15 protein-coding genes are annotated in these 18,793 nt (G+C 66.3%); 3 read left to right on the forward strand and 12 right to left on the reverse strand.

All coding sequences use genetic code 11. The annotated features are described in order from the left end of the window. Positions 1–215 precede the first annotated feature (215 nt). A complete protein-coding gene (locus ABRP34_RS06050) occupies positions 216–2,024 on the forward strand; it encodes an ABC transporter ATP-binding protein (protein ID WP_353712582.1) in 1,809 nt (602 codons plus the stop codon). 21 nt (positions 2,025–2,045) lie between these two features. Here the strand turns inward: ABRP34_RS06050 and ABRP34_RS06055 are convergent, their stop codons facing one another. From ABRP34_RS06055 to ABRP34_RS06065, 3 genes are read right to left on the reverse strand one after another with little or no spacing between them, the layout of a single operon-like run. Further along, positions 2,046–3,050: a hypothetical protein gene (locus tag ABRP34_RS06055; RefSeq protein WP_353712583.1), complete on the reverse strand. Its 1,005-nt coding sequence runs from the start codon at positions 3,048–3,050 to the stop codon at positions 2,046–2,048. A gap of 39 nt (positions 3,051–3,089) precedes the next feature. Beyond that, positions 3,090–4,211, reverse strand: a complete 1,122-nt coding sequence (locus ABRP34_RS06060; protein WP_353712584.1) for a glycosyltransferase — start codon at positions 4,209–4,211, stop codon at positions 3,090–3,092. Between the two features lie 39 nt (positions 4,212–4,250). Then, positions 4,251–5,357, reverse strand: a complete 1,107-nt coding sequence (locus tag ABRP34_RS06065; protein ID WP_353712585.1) for a glycosyltransferase — start codon at positions 5,355–5,357, stop codon at positions 4,251–4,253. Between the two features lie 55 nt (positions 5,358–5,412). On the opposite strand from ABRP34_RS06065, the gene ABRP34_RS06070 reads away from it, so the two are divergent. Together ABRP34_RS06070 and wecB are read left to right on the forward strand one after the other, a co-directional pair. Continuing rightward, positions 5,413–6,570 (forward strand): glycosyltransferase family A protein, encoded by a 1,158-nt coding sequence (locus ABRP34_RS06070; RefSeq protein ID WP_353712586.1) that lies wholly within the window; start codon positions 5,413–5,415, stop codon positions 6,568–6,570. Between the two features lie 57 nt (positions 6,571–6,627). Beyond that, on the forward strand, positions 6,628–7,692 hold the full coding sequence (gene wecB / locus ABRP34_RS06075; RefSeq protein ID WP_353712587.1) for a UDP-N-acetylglucosamine 2-epimerase (non-hydrolyzing): 1,065 nt from the start codon (positions 6,628–6,630) through the stop codon (positions 7,690–7,692). An 87-nt stretch (positions 7,693–7,779) separates the two neighbouring features. Here the strand turns inward: wecB and ABRP34_RS06080 are convergent, their stop codons facing one another. The 9 genes from ABRP34_RS06080 to ABRP34_RS06120 form a co-directional block, all read right to left on the reverse strand. Next, entirely contained in the window at positions 7,780–9,774 is a 1,995-nt protein-coding gene (locus tag ABRP34_RS06080; RefSeq protein WP_353712588.1) for a DUF6541 family protein, read from the reverse strand. Positions 9,775–9,891: 117 nt separating this feature from the next. Further along, positions 9,892–10,620, reverse strand: coding sequence for an ABC transporter ATP-binding protein (locus tag ABRP34_RS06085; protein ID WP_003804939.1), 729 nt, complete (start codon positions 10,618–10,620; stop codon positions 9,892–9,894). Positions 10,621–10,623: 3 nt separating this feature from the next. Further along, on the reverse strand, positions 10,624–11,529 hold the full coding sequence (locus ABRP34_RS06090; protein WP_003804940.1) for an ABC transporter permease: 906 nt from the start codon (positions 11,527–11,529) through the stop codon (positions 10,624–10,626). After that, the gene (locus ABRP34_RS06095; RefSeq protein WP_003804941.1) at positions 11,526–13,553 is read right to left on the reverse strand and encodes a glycosyltransferase; all 2,028 of its coding nucleotides are present in this window, start codon (positions 13,551–13,553) and stop codon (positions 11,526–11,528) included. The genes ABRP34_RS06090 and ABRP34_RS06095 overlap by 4 nt, the downstream gene beginning before the upstream one ends. After that, positions 13,550–14,734, reverse strand: a complete 1,185-nt coding sequence (glf, locus tag ABRP34_RS06100) for a UDP-galactopyranose mutase (RefSeq protein ID WP_003804944.1) — start codon at positions 14,732–14,734, stop codon at positions 13,550–13,552. The genes ABRP34_RS06095 and glf overlap by 4 nt, the downstream gene beginning before the upstream one ends. A 167-nt stretch (positions 14,735–14,901) precedes the next feature. Then, complete coding sequence (locus ABRP34_RS06105; RefSeq protein WP_353712589.1) at positions 14,902–16,080, reverse strand: glycosyltransferase family 4 protein; 1,179 nt, start codon at positions 16,078–16,080, stop codon at positions 14,902–14,904. Continuing rightward, positions 16,077–17,072, reverse strand: coding sequence for a Gfo/Idh/MocA family oxidoreductase (locus tag ABRP34_RS06110; RefSeq protein WP_003804949.1), 996 nt, complete (start codon positions 17,070–17,072; stop codon positions 16,077–16,079). The genes ABRP34_RS06105 and ABRP34_RS06110 overlap by 4 nt, the downstream gene beginning before the upstream one ends. Further along, entirely contained in the window at positions 17,072–18,163 is a 1,092-nt protein-coding gene (locus ABRP34_RS06115; protein WP_353712590.1) for a DegT/DnrJ/EryC1/StrS family aminotransferase, read from the reverse strand. The genes ABRP34_RS06110 and ABRP34_RS06115 overlap by 1 nt, the downstream gene beginning before the upstream one ends. Then, positions 18,160–18,759 (reverse strand): acyltransferase, encoded by a 600-nt coding sequence (locus tag ABRP34_RS06120; RefSeq protein ID WP_003804954.1) that lies wholly within the window; start codon positions 18,757–18,759, stop codon positions 18,160–18,162. Before ABRP34_RS06120 ends, ABRP34_RS06115 begins: the two co-directional genes overlap by 4 nt. Between the last annotated feature and the right edge of the window lie 34 nt (positions 18,760–18,793).

The raw sequence follows: 18,793 nt of genomic DNA on the forward strand, positions 1-18,793 counted from the left end.
CAGCAGGACCGATGCAGTGTGGTTGTTCCGGACGCAGGTTGGCCCATTCACTGCGTGGGCAGCACCAATGGGCCAGCCAGAGACTCGGCCATTGCCGGTCGCACCCATCCGGGCGAGTCCTCCGCGCCAGTTACCCAGTTTATGCCAACGCCCCCGCCCTACTGGCGGCGCGTAGTATGGGGATGGATTCCGTCCCTTCCGTTCTGGAGTAATTCTTGAGACACCTGCGCCGTACCATGCGCGAACTGCTGCCCCTTCTGCCGTCGAATGCGCGGAGATTTCTCCTGCTCTTCGGCGTGCTGTCAGCTCTTCTGGCGCTGCTCGATGCAGGTGCCCTCGGCGTATTCGCCCTGGTTCTTAACCAAATCCTCAAGGGCGGAACCATGGTTCTGCCCGTCTTCGGCTCCGTAAGCCAGGAGTTCGGATTGGCGTTGCTCGTCGGGGCAGCGATGGTCATGATCCTCAAGTCCGTACTCAGCATCTGGCTCCAGTGGGTTTCGACCCGACGGTTTGCCGAGTACGAGATGGAGATCGGAACCGTCCTGTTCGAAAGCTATATCCGTGCGCCGTGGACGGAACGCATGAAGCGGTCCACCACCGAACTGGTGCGCATGATCGACGTCGGAATCGCCAATACCGTGTCCGGAGTCCTCTTCCCTGCGGTGATCCTGCCTGCCCAGGCGCTGACATTCGCTTCCGTCCTGGTGGTCCTCGTCGGCGCATCGTGGCAGACGGCGTTGGCCACCCTTGTTTACCTTGGCGCCATCGCCGCGTTCCTCTACCTCTGGCTTTCCAAGAAGTCCTACGAAGCCGGCAAGGTGAACCGCGACGCCGCCATGCGCATGTCCACGCTGGTTTCGGAAATGCTGGCAGCCTTGAAGGAAATCACGCTGCGGGACAAGGCCGACGAGGTCGGCGGCATCGTGATGCAAAGCCGCGAGCGGGCCGCACGTTCCCGGTCCAATATCCGCTTCATGGGTTCGGTCCCCAAGTTCGTGATCGACATGGCGCTGATTGGCGGCTTCCTGCTGATCGGCACGGTGGGCTACCTCATCGGCGGTATCGAGGCTGCGATGTCTTCTGTGGCGATCTTCGGCCTGGCCGGCTTCAAGATGGTCCCGGCCCTGACCCAGATGCAGTCCCAGCTGACGCTGGTCCAGTCAACGCTTCCCTACACTGAGACGGTAATGGGCGACATCAAGGACGCCGCAGAATTCCGGAAGCATGCGGAAACACTGGGCAGGACGCCCATCCGGGACGAGCCGAAGATGCTGGAGCTCAAAAACGTCGAGTTCACCTATCCCGGTGCCGGACAGCCCGCCGTCCAGAACATCAACCTGAAGTTGCCCATGGGCTCGTCCATTGGTGTGGTGGGACAGTCGGGTGCCGGCAAGTCCACCCTGATCGACATCTTCCTGGGCCTGCTGACGCCTTCAGCCGGAACCATGACCCTCGACGGCGTTCCGCTCGAGGATGTGCTGGCCGACTGGCGCAAGCGCGTGGGCTACGTGCCGCAGGAAGTCGCCATCTTCGACGGCACCGTGGCGCAGAACGTCGCGCTGACCTGGGGCAGCGACATCGATGAGGACCGGGTACGCAGCGCATTGCAGCGCGCCCAGCTCCTGGAAACCATTGAATCCCGCAAGGACGGCATTAACGGCCGGGTTGGCGAACGGGGGCTGGCGCTGTCCGGCGGCCAGCGCCAGCGGCTCGGAATAGCCCGTGCCCTGTACATGGATCCGCTCGTCCTGGTGCTCGACGAGGCAACGAGCGCACTCGACACCGCCACCGAGGCGGCGGTAGCCCAGGCGATCAGTGAACTGCACGGCGAGATTACCGTCATCTCTGTGGCGCACCGCCTGTCGACCATCCGCAACAACGACCAGGTGTGCTTCATGAAGGAAGGCACCATCCTCGCCCAGGGCACCTTCGACGAGGTTGTCCGCGCGAACCCGGACTTTGCCCAGCAGGCAGCCCTGGCCGGACTGCACTCCCCCGCCGGAGCTACCGCCGCCGGCAGCTAGCGGAGCAACAGCGGCCGGTGCTTACCCCCGGCCGGCCGCGATTCCCGCATACAGCGCCGTCAGGCGCGGTATGAAGGCCGCCGCGTCATAGCGGGGCAGCGCCCACTCGCGTCCGCCCAGCCGGTTGGTGGCCGCAACGGGGTCATCCAGAGCCGCCACGACCTGCTCCACCACGTCCTCATCGGTTCCCTCCATCACCGGCGGCGTGGTGCCGTCGTCGGGCCGCGGAAGCCGGGATCCCAGGGCGGCGAGCGGCGCACCCATGCAGAGGGCCTCGAACTCGCTGGTGGCGAAGTTGTTGGTGGCCTGGCCAATGGTCATGTGTGCCTGCGCCATGATCCGGTGGAAGTCATCCTGCGGCATCCGTTCCAGCAGGGTCACCCCGTTCTGGCGCGCAGCTTCGGCGCCGGGCCCCCAGTTCAGGCCGAGGATGTCTGCCCGGTTCCCTACGGCGGCGCTGAGCTTTCGAGCCAGCTCCAGCTGCCGCTCCACACCCTTGTCGTCATCCCAGCGTGAGACGAAGAGGATGGAGGGCCGGCCGCCGGGGTGCCACGCGGGCAGCGCTGCGGCATCCACGAGTGCGGGGAGGAACTCGGCGTCGGGCCGGGCCAGGCGGGCATTCTCTGCGGTGTCGTTATTTGCGAAAAAGACATGGGCCGCCCCGTCGATCGCCTCCTGGATCTCACCGTGGAACTGCGGATCCGCCCACTGCTTCCGGATATCGGTCCCGTGCAGGGTGAGCGCGTACGGCCGGCGCGGCATGCCGCGCTCCCGAAGCAGCCGTGCGCTGGTTCCGTAGTGAACATGCACGACGTCAGCGGCACGGAGCCGGAGCGCCCGGCGCGCGACGAAGGGAACGAACCGCGCCCGGGCAAGGAGGGGGTTCCTCGGAGCAGCGGTCATGGGCCGGACCTGCTCCGGCGGCAGGTACGACCACTCGATGCCGGCCCGCGCCGCGGCCCGCACCATGTTGCGGGCCACGAAGGCACAGTCGTTGAACTGAAGAACCCTGGGTTCGGACCTCAAGAATTTCCCTTCGCCTGGCTCGTTGCAGTTGGTCGGTTGTCAGGCACGTGCCAACGCCGCCGTATAGGCACGGTCGAACAGCTCGCCGACGGCCTCCGGTGAGAACCTCTCCCGGATGGGCCGCGCGATGTCCTCGGCGGGAACGCCCTTGAACGCATCCCTGGCGTCCAGTACCGCACGTCCCAGCGATTCCGGCGTCACGTCCTCCACCAGCCTGCTGTTGGACGCGTCCGCGTAGTCGCTGAAGCCACCCACCCGGGTGGCAACCACGGCGCGGCCGGCAGCAAGGGCCTCCGCCGCGGACGTAAAGAAATTCTCCTGGGCCGTGGGAAGGAAGAAGAGATCGGCGGCCGACAGGTGCCGGGCCACCTCGGCGGGCCGGACCGAGCCAGCCAGCGTCACGTAGCCTCCCAGTCCGAGCTCCGCAACACGGGACTCCACCGCGGGCCGCAGCGGCCCATCCCCCACCCAGGTCAGATGGGCTTCCGTGCCGTGATCCCTGAGCCAGGCGATGGTTTCAACCGCCTCCAGCGGCCGCTTCCTGGCAACCAGTCCTCCGACGGCGGCCAGCCGGAGCGGATTTCCGAATGATGCAGGAACGACGGCGTCCCGCCCCTTGACCACGCACGGCACCACCATCGCGGCGCCCGGCCGCGCAAACCGCTGCATCTCCGTGGCCAGCTGCCCGGTCACGCCGGTGACCACATGCGGCAGCCGCAGAACCGCCCGGACTCCGGCCAGCTTTTGCCACAGCGGGGAAACACTCGCCGGGTTAACCACGCCGTTCCAGTGTTCCGTGTGCACCCACGCCCGTCCCTGGCCGGCAAGGGTCCGGGCGGCCCATGGCAGCATCGTGACGAGGATGGAGGAGAACGCCATGGTGTGGACGGCGTCCGCCCAGGCCATTTCCCGCGCCAGCGTCAGTGCCGCCTGCACGAGGGTGACGGGGCGTTTGGGATCGGCAGCAATGCGCCGCACGGGCGTTCCCTCCCACAGGCCGGACGCTTTCTCTGGCATGCCGAGCGCGCTTCCGAGCCTCACATGGACCACCCGCACGTCGTGTCCCCGGCCACGGATGGCTTCCACATGTTCGGCGTTGAAGGGCGCCTCGGTGGGGTTTTCGTCATGGGGGTACCACGTGGCAACTACCAGGATCTTCATGTGTTCCTTCGACGTGTCTGGGAAATGTGCGGGTGGGGCCTAGACGACGGCCGAGGCGCTCATGAACCGGAAGGGGGCTTCCGGGTGCAGCACCCGGGTGAGGTCGCGGGGCACCCACGTCTGCGGGCTGACAAAGCGGCGACGGGCCAGTGCCAGCGACTTCATGACTTCCACGTCTGATTCCTCGCGCGCGACGGCGTCGAGCAGTTTTCTGTCCGCCAGCGAGAGCGGACGGGCAGCATTCGGCGCCCCGAACAGCAGCTTGCGCAGCTCCTGGGCCATCTCCCGGGCGTCTTCCCTGTCCCAGGTTCCGGCTTCGGCGCGCAGCAGGACATGCCCGAAGACATGTACGCGGATGATCTTCGTGACGATCGCTTCCCTGGCCCGCGGCGGAAGCCCCGCAAACCATTCGGACAGCACGAGGTCGGTGGCGAAGGCCAGGTCCTCCGTGACCGGCCGCGGCGTGTGGGTCACCCGGACAGCGGCGTCGGCGTGCACCAGGTAGCGGGGCAGGCCCCGGCCGTAGCTGATCTTCGCTCCGGAAAACCACAGCTTCGCGGAAAAGGACTGGTCCTCCCCCGTGGCGTAGCGCGGCGGAAACGTGAGGCCGAGTTGCCGGACAAGCGAGAGTCGCAGAAGTCCCAGCGGCGCGGTGCGGTAGGTGAGGCGGTCCGCCACCGGGTCCAGGTGGCCGCGCCGGGTGCGCCGGAGCACGGGGGTGCGGATCGTGCCGCCCCCGGCATGCGCCATGGGGGCGATCAGGACGTCGGATCCGTCCCGTTCCGCAGCCTCCACCCACTGCGCCAGGGCCCCGGGTTCGACGGAATCATCGCTGCCCATGATGGCCACCCAGGTGCCGGTGGCTTCGGCGATACCGTGGTTGAAGGGGCCCGCCGGGCTTTTGATGCCGTCCACGTAGTGCAGGAAGCGGACCAGCCCCCGGTGCTCGGGGGCCACACGCTCCCGGATCGGCTCCACGTCCGTGTTGTGGCAGACCACGTTGATCCGCAGGCGCCGCGGCGCGCCGTCCGCCGCTGCCAGGCCGCCCTCCAGCAGGGACGCCACGGCCCGCCCTACCGGCCGGTCCGGGGTGTGCACGGCAATTACCACGTCGAGCAGCACGGAGTCCTGTGTTTCGTTGTCCACCCAGTAAGGTTATCGCGGGTCCAATGAAACCTTGCCGAGGAGCACGCACACCCCCATGAGCCAAAGCATCGAAGTGGTCATTCCCGTCCATGATGTACAACGACCCTTCAAACGCGCCGTCGGCTCCGCCCTGGAACAGCGCGCCGAGCTGTCCCGGCTGGGCGTTGAACTCCGGGTGACAGTGGTACTGCACAACCTGGGTGCCGCCGCCGGGGAGGTCAGCAAGGATTCCCAGGCCGGTTCTGAGTCTGCGGCCAGCACTGCGTTGGACGGCGTCACCTGGCTGACGTGCGACGACGGCGTCCGGTCCCCCGCCGGACCCCGGAACCGGGCGCTGGACGAAAGCACGGCAACGTTTCTGAGCTTCCTTGACTCGGATGACCATCTGGAACCCGGGTCGCTGGCCGCCTGGTGGAAGGCCGCCCAGCCGGACAGTGCTTCGGCAGTCATCGCACCGCTGCGCACGCCGGAGGGAACCATCCTGCCGGCCCCCCGCATCCGGCCCTCGAAGCCCGCCGTCCTGGATGCCCTCAAGGACGGACTGGCCTACCGGAGCGTGCCGTACGGGCTGCTCCGCCGGTCAGTGCTCACAGACATCGGTTTCAGGTACGCGGAGGGGCTGCGGACCGGCGAGGACATCGAGGCCACCCTAAAGCTCTGGTTCCGCTCCGGCCCCGTCTGCTACCCCTATGGTTCACCCGCCTATCACCAGACCGACGATTCCGGTGCCGGCCGCGTCACCAGCTCGCTCAGCAACCTGGCGGACGAATTCAGGTGGCTGGAACGGCTGCTCGGGTCCGAGTGGCTGCAGCAGGCCCAGGTCGCCGAGCGGCGCGCCGTGGCACTGAAGGTCCTGCGCGTCCACGGCATAGGCGCGCTGCTCCGCCGTGCCGGCGCGTCCGGCGTCCCGGACGATGCCCTGTGGAACGAGGCGGAACGCGCCTACTGGTCCGATATCTCCTCGCAGCTGTACGCCTTTGCCGGCGGCTCTCTGCCGGAACTGAGCCGCCGGGACGCGGAACTGACGCAGGCGGCCGCCGCGGCGGCCGATGTCCAGTCGCTGCGCACCGCCGTCGAACGCCACCGGGCGGCGGGCCGCCTGGGCGACCTTGTCCCGGCGAGCCCCGCGGCGTTCCTGTCCCGGGACTCGGTGCTGCGGCATTACCTGACGGAACGGCTGCGCGCCCGGGCCGGCGTCTTTTCCCGGTCCTGATGGTGCGCAGGCCGTCCCGGGCGGAAATCTTCGCGGCCTGCAACTAAACTGGAACCCATGCGAATTCTCAGCGTCGTTGGCGCACGTCCCCAGTTTGTGAAACTTGCGCCGATTGCGGCGGCCATGGAGGGCCAGGCGGAACACCTGATCGCCCACACGGGCCAGCACTATGACGAGCTCATGAGCGATGTGTTCTTCCGCGATCTCGGCATTCCCGCCCCCGACTTTAACCTTGGCGTGGGTTCAGGCAAGCACGGAGCCCAGACCGGTGCCATGCTGCACGGGCTGGAGGAAATCCTGGAACAGTCTGCCCCTGACTGCGTCCTCGTGTACGGTGACACCAACTCCACCCTCGCCGCGGCCATCGCCGCCATCAAGATGCACATCCCCGTTGCGCACCTCGAGGCGGGGCTGCGGTCCTTCAACCGCCGTATGCCCGAAGAGCACAACCGCGTCCTGACCGACCACAGCGCCGACCTCCTGCTGGCCCCCACGGAGGTGGCCGTCAAGCACCTCGCCACCGAGGGCCTCGCCGAGAGGACCGTACTGGTGGGCGACGTCATGACGGACGTTCTCTTCAAGGTCCGCGACATGCTCGACGGCGGCGACCAGCCGCTGCCGGTCGACGCGGCACCGGGCGAATATTACGTCTGCACCATCCACCGTCCGGACAACACCGACTCCCCGGAACGCCTGGCCGCCATCGTCGGATCCCTGGCCAGCCTGGAGAAGCCGGTATTCCTGCTGGCCCACCCCCGGCTCGTCAACCTTGCCGCCAAGCACGGCATTGAGCTGGAGCACGGAGCGGTGCGTGTTGCGTCGCCGCTCGCCTACCCGCAGCTGGTCCACGCTGTCCGCAACAGCGCCGGCGTCATCACCGACTCCGGCGGACTGCAGAAGGAAGCTTTCCTGCTCCGGACCCCCTGCACGACGATCCGCCCTGAAACCGAATGGGTGGAGACCGTGGAACTCGGCTGGAACGTGCTGGTGAGCAAGGACCTGAGCATCCTGGCCGACACGGTGCAGCGGCCGGCACCGGCGGCGACGGATGCCACCCCCTACGGCGACGGCCACGCCGCCGAACGCACCGTGGAAGCCCTGATTCAGGCTTTCGGAAGCTGACATACAGACCGCTTAACAACAGAGACCTCCGGAACAGGCGCCCACAGGACGCCCCGTTCCGGAGGTCTTTTGCTTGTGCTGTTGCCGCTAGCCGCAGGCCACCACTTTGAACAGTTTGGCGTTGCCTTGCTGGTCCACGAGCTGCACGGCTCCCGAGGACGCGAGATTCTGCAGCCCGGGATACGTCTTGCTCTCCGGGTGGTTCAGGAGGTACTGCGTGCCAAAGTCGAGCGCATAAGACACTTTGGTTTCCCGTACGGCGTCACAAACTGCGGGTGAGGTGTCTGCCTTGGCGAGCGATTCCGCCACGACCCGCATGCTCTTGGTCTCCCGCTGGCCCATGTGGAATTCCAGTACCTTCCGGTCCGCGAAAGCATAGGCAAGCGCCCCGCCGTTCCAGGGATTCACCGCGATGACCGCATCCGCCGGAACTTCCGAACCGAGGCGGGCCAAAAGGGCGTACTCGTCGGAGGAGACAATCGAGTCCTTCGTGTCCCGTTCGAAGAAGTACTGGCTGGACGCAACGTATCCGCGGACCGGGCCTGTCTGGGTAGCCCAGCCAAGAGCGAGGCAGACCGCCAAAATACCGGCGAAGCCCGCCACGCCGCCCAGCCGCATCCCGGCCCGCGGCACCTTGAGCGCCAGGACGCCGCCGGCCGCCTTCACGGTGTCGGCCGTTGCCAGCACACCCAGGGCCGCAAGCACCACAGCGAAGATGGGAAGGTAGGCCGCGAGGCGGTACGTGTCCTGGTACCAGGTGCCCGTGAAGAACGCCCGGGCCCAGCCGGCCGCAAATCCGGCGTCCACCACGTAAAGGAACCCGGCGACCAGGTAGCACCCCAGCAGCCAGAGCTGTGTGCGCCGGCGGATGATCCGGGCCACGCCAATGAGGGCCAGCACCGAGATGAGGAGTGTGGCGTCCGTTTTCATGGGCCCGTTCGCAATCACTTCGCCGATGGCACCGGGAACGGTCTGGTGCGGGGTCCAGCCGTTGTATGGCGCCGGACGAAGCTTCTGCCACGCAACCACAACAGCAACCGCACCTGCCACCGAGGCCAGGGCCACCACGGCAAATTTCCGCGCTGACGCCCTGGTACGGATCATCTCCCTGACATAGAGGAAGAGCCGGGCCAGGACCACCGGAATGCTGAAGGCGAGAAGCGCGTTGACAGCGCTCATGTGGGAAAGGGCCAGCCCGGGAACTGCCAGCAGCAGAACAAGCCACGCCCGCAGCGGAGGTTCACGCAGCGTCGGGGACAGCCGGCAGACGAAAATCACTGCTGCGACGCCGGCGGGCAATGCGCTGACGGAGAGCAGGTTGGGGAACAGCGGGCCCCACACCAGCAGCAGGTAGGGGAAGGCAAGGAAGCCCGCCGACATGACCCCTGCCGCCATCAGGCCGACCGGACGCGGGCCGATGACAACGCGGGTCAGGAAAACCACGGAAATAGGCCAGATTACCGCCGAGGCAACGAGGTTGATGACGTTGACTGATACGGGAACGGACGCGCCGGTCAGCTGCGAGACGAGGGCGGCCAGGGAATGCCACACGGCAGGGTACACGGAGGACAGGCCTCCGGTGCCGCCGGCCATGCTGCCGAGGTTCAGGGTGGAGGCGTTGCCAGTGTCCAGGATGAAGCGGACGGCGTTCAGGTGAAAGACGTTGTCATAACGCTGGGAGATGTTGTCCGGCTCGCCCACCAGCTGGATGACCCGTCGGGCGATGAGCAGCGCACCGACGGCAACGCCGATGGCACCGGCGGCAAGGGTCGGCCAGCCGTCGCCCTGCTGCACTGCACGCTGCACATCCGTGGCCTCCTGGCGCTGCCACGGCCGGCGCGTCACCGCCCATGCTGCCGCGGACGCCAGGACGGCCGTCACGAGCACGACGCCGATCCCCCACTCCACACGGACGAACGGTGCCAGCACAGCGCCAACACCGGCGATGGACAGGGACAGCACGGGCGCGAGTCCCAGCAGGCTGGTCCGCCGGAACCCGAGAGACCAGGCAAGCGCAGCACCGGGAAGGAGCACCACGGCCACTGCCGCTAGCAGGGCCGGCAGCGAGGACAGCCAGGACAAATTTCCTCCAAGAGTGATTACGGTGGGGCCGGGTTCGGCTGGGACCGTTGCAGCGGTGAAGCCTACGGCAGCAGTTGAAGCTTACGGCAGTGCAGGTAACGCTTTCGGGTCAGGACGCTAGTTGCCGCGGAGCCGGCTGATCACGTCGCCCACCGGGCCGTCCATGATGACCCGCCCGTGTTCGAGGAGTACTCCGCGTTCGCAGACATGGGCAACCAGGTCCAGGTCGTGGCTGACCACCACCAGCGTCTTGCCGGCCGCCGCGAGTTCCTTGATCTTGGCGAGGCACTTCTTCTGGAACGGTTCGTCACCCACGGCGAGAATTTCATCGACCAGGAAAACATCGGGGTCCGTGTGGACTGCCACCGAGAACGCCAGCCGGAGGTACATTCCCGACGAATAAAACTTGACCTCGGTGTCGATGAACTCGCCGATCTCGGCAAATTCGACGATGGAGTCGAACTTTTCCTTGATCTGCGTCTCGGTCATCCCGAGGATCGCGCCATTGAGGAAGACGTTGTCACGCCCCGAAAGGTCAGGGTGGAACCCGGCACCGACTTCGATCAGGCCGGCAACCCGTCCGCCGGTGCGGACTGTGCCGGAATCGGGAAGCATGACGCCGGAGATGTGCTTCAGCAGCGTTGACTTTCCGGAGCCGTTCAGTCCCAGGAGTGCCACCGTCTCGCCGTGTTCGACGTCGATGGACAGGTCCCGGAGGGCATGGAACTTCTTCGACAGATCACCTTTGCGGCCCCGCAGGAGCCACACGAGGGCTTCCTTGAGTGACCGGGTATGTCGCAGGACAAACTGCTTGTTGATGTTGCGGATTTCAATTGCGGTGGTCAAGACTCACAGCTCCTGTGCGAAGCGGCCCTCGAGCCGGCGGAAAGTCCACTGGCCGAGGAAAAGGATGGCTAGCGAGACGAGCAGCCCCACGGGTACCCATACCGTGACCAGATTGGGCGGGCTTCCCTCAGCCCCTGCCGTGGTGGGCAGCCAGAAGGCATGGTGGAAACACTCCACGGCAATCGTGATCGGGTTGAGCTGATAAACGGCGAACCAGGCTTCGCCTGCCTTGTCCAGCACCATCCGCCAGGAGTACAGCACCGGGGCTACCCAGGTGGCGATCAGGAGGATCAGGTCAACCAGGTTCTCCGAATCGCGGAAGTACACGTTGACGGACCCAAAAAAGAGGCCCAGACCCGTGGCAAGCAGCGCGATCATGACAAAGCCGGCGACGGCGGTGACCGCCTCCAGAGGACCGGGGCGCCAACCGGTGAACAGGCTGGCCACCACGAGGACAAACAGCTGCGGAAAGAAATGGACCGCCGAGACCCACACCGAGGAAACCGGAAACAATTCCCTCGGCAGGTAGATCTTGTTGATCAGCCCGCTGTTGTTGACGATCGACCGGGTCGCCGTGCTCAGGGACTCCGTGAAGAAGTTCACCAGGATGATCCCGGAAAACAGGTAGACCGCGTAGTTGGGCAGTCCTCCCCTGTTGGTCGGGCTCTGCTCCAGTCCAAGGAAAACTCCGAGGGCAATGTAGAAGGCGATGAACTGGACCCCGGGCTTGACGTAGGTCCACAGCAGTCCAAGGACCGAACCCCGGTACCTGATTCTGAGTTCCTTGCGGACTAGCAGCTTCAGGAGGAACCGGGAACGGAACACGTCAACGAGCCCGTTCCCGGTTCCCGGCGCCACCAGCGCCCGGCCGGAGTCCTGCTGGGTCGGAGAGGTGCGTCCGTTTGTCACTGACCGGGCTTCTGCTGTTCAGCGCCGGAGCCGGAGTTGGCCGCGAAGGTCTGGCGCCAGGCTTCCGGGGACGTGAAGTTCGGCAGTTCCTTCTTGTAGGACGCGGAGAGCTCGTCCCAACGGGCCAGCACGCGTGTGTGCAGGGCAAGGCTGCGCAGCAACTCCTTGCGGAAGCGGACGTTGTCCCGGCGGTACCAGGAGGCGCCCGTACCGTCCGAAGCCGACACCAGTGCTGAGTCCAGGTGCGACAGGCGCCACCAGCGCGCATCCGCTGCCGGTACCACTGCCTCGGGGTGCTGTGCTGCGGCCGGGTCCACGGGGCGGAGCTGGCGGATCGCCCCGGACAGCGCGCTGGACACGGTCTGCGCGAAGTTCTTGGGCCGGGTGGGAACCATGCCGAACTTCGGCAGGTGCAGCCGCTTGACCGCGGGGAACTCAGTGAGGTCCTTGCTGACCTGGGCATCCGGGAATTCCGAGCGGACCTTGCGGATCTCGGGGAGCTTGCCGCCGATGGTCCGGTGCAGGTGCGAAGGCCCGTCGAGCAGGTCCTTGAGCGCACGGTTCCTCAGCTCCACCGCCGAGTACTGGAGTGAAAGCAGGTGCCGGACATCCTGGAGGAAGCTCTCGATGGGAAGACGGCCGCCCTTTTCGTACTGCGAGTACAGCATGGCCGCCACCCACCGGTTGCGCTGGTGGAAGTAGGCCTGCCAGTCGATGGTGTCGTCTTTCTCGGTCCAGGGCATGTGCCAGACCGCCGCTCCGGGCAGGCTCACGGTCGTATAGCCGTTGGCCTTGGCACGGATGCCGTATTCGACGTCGTCCCACTTGATGAAGACGGGCAGGGCCAGTCCGATTTCCTTGATGATCGACGTCGGGATCAGGCACATCCACCAGCCGTTGTAGTCGACGTCGATCCGGCGGTGCATCCACGGGGTGGTGCGCAGGTTGCTGGCGGCGAAGTCGTGGGCGCTCTGCCCCTCACCCATCGGCTGGTATTGGAACCGGTACTCGTTGATGCCCTCGCCGAAGTTGTGGATGACGGAGCGCTCAAAGAGGTTGAACATGTGGCCGCCCACGATGGTGGCGCTGCGGGTGAAGTCGGCGAAGTTGACGGCCCGGAGGACGCCTTCGGTCTCCACGACGACGTCGTCGTCAAGGAGCATGACGTATGTGCTCTCGCCGCCCTCGACGGCCTCGTGCATGCCGCGGGCAAAGCCGCCGGATCCGCCGAGGTTGCCCTGCTCAACCAGCTTGAACTTGTCTCCGAGCACGGCCGCGGCTTCGTCGAAGCCCTGCTCGTCCCGGACCTTCTGGTTGCCCTGGTCCGTGACGATGAGCCGGTCCATGACCGCCAGCAGTTCCTCGGACTCGGCAAACGTCCGCAGATGCTTGACGCAGTAGTCCGGCCTGTTGAACGTGGTCACCGCAATGGACAGCGATCCGGGGGTGAACCCCTCGGGCTGGGGAACGGACCAGTCGGCCTGCTTCAGCTTCACGTCCTGGCCGTGGGCGACGAGGTCGAACCAGTACCAGCCGCCGTCGGCGAACGTGGTCAGCGAGAGGTCGCAGGTGGCGGTGGTGCCGCCGGTGACGTGCAGGCTCTGGACCCGGTTGGAGCTGCCGCGGGGGCTGGACTTGTAGACGATGACCGTCGCCTCGGCGTCCACCTCGATGCTCAGGCGGACCTGCTGCACGTCGGTGTGGGCCCGCCAGTAGCTGGCCGGGAACGCGTTGAAGTACGTGCCGAAGGAAACCCGGCGGTGTGCGGGCAGCGACAGTTCGCGGCGGCCAAGGATAAAGTCCGAACGCATCTCACTGCGCTGGGATACCATCGGCGAGGCTGCGCCGCGCTTGCTGCTGGCCTCCTCCGACTCAACCACACGGCGTGCGGCGTCGAAGTCGACGTACAGCGGGAGGGTGTCGGTATCGCCGTCGACCGGGAATACAACGCGGTGGACTGTCTTCCACGCGGTCCCGTCAGTGCCCGGTTCGGTTCCCTGCCGGAACTCCGTCGCTACGCTCATGCGTCTACTCCTCCGCTTTCCAGCTTCGCACCGCCGCTGAAGTGCGGCTTGATCTTGTTGTCGAACATGCTCAGTGCCGATCCGATGGCCATGTGCATGTCGAGGTATTTGTAGGTTCCCAGCCGGCCGCCGAACAGCACGGACTCCTCGCCGCGGGCCAGGTCGCGGTAGGCCAGGAGCTTCTCGCGGTCCACGGCGGTGTTAACCGGGTAGTAGGGCTCGTCGCCCTTCTCGGCAAAGCGGGAGAACTCCCGCATGATGACTGTGGCGTCCTTCGTGTAGTCCCGCTCGGGGTGGAAATGACGGAACTCGTGGATCCGGGTGTACGGGACGTCCTCGTCCGGGTAGTTCATCACCGAGCAGCCCTGGAAGTCCTCGATCGGGAGCACTTCTTCCTCGAGGTCGATGGTGCGCCAGGACAGGTCGCCTTCGGCGTAGTCGAAGTAACGGTCCACGGGGCCGGTGTAGATGACCGGCACCTGGCCGCGCACGGCCTCCCGGCCGAATTCGCCGCCGTCGAAGAAGTCCGTGTTGAGGTGGACCTCGATGTTCGGGTGGTCTGCCATCCGCTCGATCCACGCCGTGTAGCCGTCAACCGGCAGTCCCTCATACGTGTCGTTGAAGTAGCGGTTGTCGTAGTTGTAGCGGACCGGGAGCCGGGAAATGATCTCCGCAGGCAGGTCCTTGGGGTCGGTCTGCCACTGCTTGCCCGTGTAGTACTTGATGAACGCCTCGTAGAGGGGCCGGCCGATGAGCTGGATGCCCTTGTCGTTCAGGTTCTGCGGATCGGTGCCCGCGAGTTCGCCGGCCTGCTCCTGGATGAGGGCGCGTGCCTCGCCGGGCCCCATGGAGGACCGGAAAAACTGGTTGATGGTGCCCAGGTTGATGGGCATGGAGTACACCTCGCCCTTGTGGCTGGTGTAGACCTTGTGCTGGTAACTGGTGAACGCGGTGAAGCGGTTCACGTACTCCCAGACGCGCTCGTTGGAGGTGTGGAAGAGGTGGGCGCCATACCGGTGGACCTCGATGCCGGTCTTGGCTTCATTTTCGCTGTACGCGTTGCCGCCGATGTGGTGGCGGCGGTCCAGGACGGCGACCTTTAGCCCCAGCTCCGTGGCGGCGCGTTCCGCGATTGTCAGGCCAAAAAAACCCGAACCGACTACGACGAGATCAGCGTTCACAACTCTCCTGTGTGTTTTGGTGGCAGGGTTCAGCAGCCCTATCTGCCGGGTCTAGACTACCCGAAGTTAAAAAGCGTCCCGCATTCCGGGGCGGCCGCCGCATGCGGCCGAATGTGGTTTCACCCGCGGCGTGGGCGGCCATCCCGGCGTTGCTCCGACGCCGCAAACTATGCCCCGGACGGAACGGTGGCCAGCACTTCCGCGGCGGCATGCTGCCCTGACGTTGCCAGCGACGCATGCTGCAGCACCCAGCCGGCTCTGGCATCCCGGCCGTCCGCGTTGCCTCCGGATTTTTCACCGGCCGCCGCACGGCACATGGCTGCGGCGACGCTGTCCACGTCGTATCCGGCCGCCTCGCCAAGTCCGTTGCCCGAGACGAGCGCCGCGCCCTCCCCCGTTCCTGCGAAGACAACGGGCGTCCCGCAGCCGGCGGCGGCATAGATCTTGGTGGGCTTGGCAAAGTCGTAGCCCTGGCCCGGTTTGATGCTGACCAGGGCTGCTGCTGCGCCCCGGATCCAGCGGGCCGCGTCGGCGGGGGGAATGACCCCGCCGAACGTCACGCGGCCCGGGGCTGTTTTCTCTGCAAGCTCCCTGAGGTGGGACTCGTCGGCACCCTGGCCGAAGAAACGGATGCTGGCGCCGGGGTGCTGGGCGAGCACGGCGGGCAGCGCACGGATGAAGATGTCGGCACCCTGCCACTCGGACATGGTTCCGGTGTACACGAAGTACGGTCCATCGAACCCGGCGGTCTCCCCCTCGGGCCCGAACACCGAGGTGTCGATCCCGTTGCCGACCACGGTGACGCGGTTCCGCGGGACGCCGAACTGCTCGACCTTTTGGGCCACGGCATCCGAGATGGCGATGACCCTGGCCGCCCTGCGCAGCGCAAAGCCCTCGGCAGCCCGCATCACGCGGATGACAACGCCGGGCACGTCCGTGGCGGACAAAGCCTCAGTCCAGATATCGGCCGCGTAGTAGACAAAAGGCCTGCGCCGCAGGGCCGATGCCAGCGCCACGACTACGCCGGTGGTGGGCGGCGGCTCCGAGACCACCACGTCGGCCCGCGAAAACAGCAGCCGAAAAAAGGCTGGAACGTCAAAGCTCATGTACTGCACATAGCCGCGCACATTGCCCCCGGCGTCCCGCAGCACGGGCCACCGGGAGACCTTATAACGGGGCTTGAACTCCGGCGATCCCTTGGGCGGCCTGGTCGTGACGACGCTGACGTCGGCGCCCTTGGCCGCCAGGCCGTCCACTAGTGCTTTCAGCCTGAACGAGGCCGCACCCACTTCGGGGGTGAAGAGCCGGGTTGCCACGGTGACCCTGACAGGTCGGTTTTCACTCACGAAGCAGCAATCTTCACGATCTGCCGGTTGGTAGCGGACTCCAGCACGGCTTCGGCCACGCGGAGCGTGTCCAGGCCTTCGCGCATGGTGACGACGTCGCTGCGCAGCCCGAGGACGGCGTCGCGGAATGCTTCGTGTTCGGTCCGCAGCGGTTCCGGCTTGGCGATGGCGAGCCGGGTGACGTTGCCTTCGGAAACGCCACGGAACGCGGCCATGGACTCCCATTCGGTGGCGACGGTGCCGTTCTCGAAGAACGTCAGGTCTGCCGTGATGGTGTCAGCGACGAATGCGCCCTTCTCACCGGTGACGATGGTGAGGCGTTCCTTCATCGGTGACAGCCAGTTGACCAGGTGGTTGGTGATGACACCGTTGCCCAGCTGACCTGTCGCGGCCACCATGTCCTCGTGCGGTCGGCCGCTGCGGGTGGTGGTGCGGGCGAAGATCGACTCAAAGCGGCTCTGCGCCAACCATGCGGTCAGGTCGATGTCGTGCGTGCCGAGGTCCTTGACCACGCCGACGTCGGCGATCCGGGCCGGGAAGGGGCCCTGGCGCCTGGTGGCGATCTGGTAGACGTCGCCCAGCTCGCCGGCTTCGATCCGCTTGCGCAGCGACTGCAGTGCCGGGTTGAACCGTTCGATGTGGCCGACGGCGCCGACCAGCCCCTTGGCTTCGAAGGCGTCGACGAGGCGCTGTCCGGCCTCCGCGCTGGAGGCGATCGGCTTCTCCACGAGGGTGTGGACGCCGGCGTCGGCCAGTGCGAGTCCGACTTCTTCGTGCAGACCGGTGGGGACGGCCACTACTGCCATGTCGATGCCGGCGGCGATGAGCTCTTGCACGGACGACAGGACATCCAGCTGGCCGGCAACGCCGTGCGGGTCGCCGAAGGAGTCGGCGACGGCGACGAGGTCGACGCCGTCGAGCTCCCGCACCACGCGCGCGTGGTGGCGGCCCATCATACCCAGGCCAATAAGGCCGACGCGCAGGTTAGCCATCAGGCACCTGCCTGGACGAGCTTGTTGACGGCGGTGACGATGCGGTCCAGGTCGTTCTGGCTCAGGGACGGGTGCACCGGCAGGGAAAGGACTTCCCTGGCAGCGGTTTCCGTGTTCGGCAGGTCCTCGGTGCGGTTGAACGAGGGCAGCCGGTGGTTCGGAACCGGGTAGTACACGCCGGTACCGATGTTGTATTCCTCGCGGAGCGCCTTGGCCAGTCCGTCGCGATCCTCCGGCACACGGATCGTGTACTGGTGGTAGACGTGGGATGCGCCCTCGGCGACCTTGGGTGTGTTGACGCCCTGGAGGTTGGCCGTCAGGAAGGCCGCGTTCTGCTGGCGCTGTTCGGTCCAGCCGAGGACCTTCTTGAGCTGGACCCGGCCGATGGAGGCGTGCAGGTCGGTCATCCGGGCGTTGAAGCCCACGAGCTCGTTTTCGTACTGCTTTTCCATGCCCTGGTTCCGCAGCAGGCGCAGGTTCCGCTCCACAGTGCTGTCCGGCGTGGAGACCATGCCGCCCTCGCCGGACGTCATGTTCTTCGTGGGGTAGAGGCTGAACATGGCGAACTTGCCGAACGTTCCGACCTTCTGGCCGTTGAAGCTGGCGCCGTGGGCCTGGGCGGCGTCCTCGTACAGGTCGATCCCGCGCTCTGCGGCGAGCTTCCCGAGCCCCTCGACGTTGAACGGGTGGCCGTACAGGTGCACGGGCATGATGCCCTTGGTCTTGTCCGTGATCAGCGAGGCGACGTGGTCCACATCCAGGGTGTAGTGGTCCAGTTCGATGTCGGCAAACACGGGGGTGGCCCCGGCCAGCGCCACGGAGTTGCCGGTGGCGGCGAACGTGAACGAGGGAACGATGACTTCATCGCCCGCCCTGACGCCGGCGGCCAGGAGCCCGAGATGCAGTCCCGAGGTGCCGGAGTTCACGGCCACGGAGGAGCGGCCGTCGAGGAGTACCTCGGAGAATTCCTTCTCGAATTCGGCGACCTGCTGGCCCTGGGCCAGCATTCCGGTAGCCAGAACGGCGTCGACGGCGGCCCGCTCGTCGTCGCCGATGATCGGCTTCGCCGCGGGGATAAAGTCGTAGCTCATGCGTTCTCCTCAGACTCTTTCAGGGAATTTCCGTCTTCAATGTATTTGGCGCCGGTGGCAGGGCAGACCCAGAAGTCGCCCTCCTGGCGCAGCGGCTCGCCGGCCTTGCCCACCCAGCCAAGGCGACGGGCAGGGACACCGGCCATCAGGGCAAAGGCCGGCACATCCTTGGTGACGACGGCGCCGGCCGCAACCGTGGCCCACCGCCCGACCGTCAGCGGGGCGACGCACACGGCGCGGGCTCCGATGGAGGCGCCGTCCTCGATGGTCACGCCCACCGGTGTCCAGTCGTGGGCGCTCTTGAGGGAGCCGTCGGGGCTGACCGACCGCGGGTAGGTGTCGTTGGTCAGGACTACGGCCGGACCGATGAAGACACCCTTGCCGAGCTTGGCCGGCTCGTACACCAGGGCGTAGTTCTGGATTTTGGTGTTCTCGCCGATCTGCACGCCGGTCCCGACGTAGGCGCCGCGTCCCACGATGCAGTTTGCGCCGAGGTTCGCCTGTTCGCGCACCTGGGCCAGGTGCCAGATCTTCGTTCCCTCGCCGAGGATCGCCTGGTCCGAAACGTCGGCGCTCGGAGCAATGGTCGTCGTCATACTTTGGTTCCTCTCAGAAGTGCCGCTGCGGCCG

It is taken from the genome of Arthrobacter sp. K5 (assembly GCF_040448525.1).
Lineage (GTDB): Bacteria > Actinomycetota > Actinomycetes > Actinomycetales > Micrococcaceae > Arthrobacter > Arthrobacter globiformis.

Bases quoted from the DNA above. Each gene is read 5' to 3' on its own strand.
- ABRP34_RS06120 (WP_003804954.1), bottom strand. From the start codon at position 18,759: ATGACGACGACCATTGCTCCGAGCGCCGACGTTTCGGACCAGGCGATC.
- wecB (WP_353712587.1), top strand. From the start codon at position 6,628: ATGCGAATTCTCAGCGTCGTTGGCGCACGTCCCCAGTTTGTGAAACTT.
- ABRP34_RS06060 (WP_353712584.1), bottom strand. From the start codon at position 4,211: ATGAAGATCCTGGTAGTTGCCACGTGGTACCCCCATGACGAAAACCCC.
- ABRP34_RS06110 (WP_003804949.1), bottom strand. From the start codon at position 17,072: ATGGCTAACCTGCGCGTCGGCCTTATTGGCCTGGGTATGATGGGCCGC.
- ABRP34_RS06095 (WP_003804941.1), bottom strand. From the start codon at position 13,553: ATGAGCGTAGCGACGGAGTTCCGGCAGGGAACCGAACCGGGCACTGAC.
- ABRP34_RS06070 (WP_353712586.1), top strand. From the start codon at position 5,413: ATGAGCCAAAGCATCGAAGTGGTCATTCCCGTCCATGATGTACAACGA.
- ABRP34_RS06115 (WP_353712590.1), bottom strand. From the start codon at position 18,163: ATGAGCTACGACTTTATCCCCGCGGCGAAGCCGATCATCGGCGACGAC.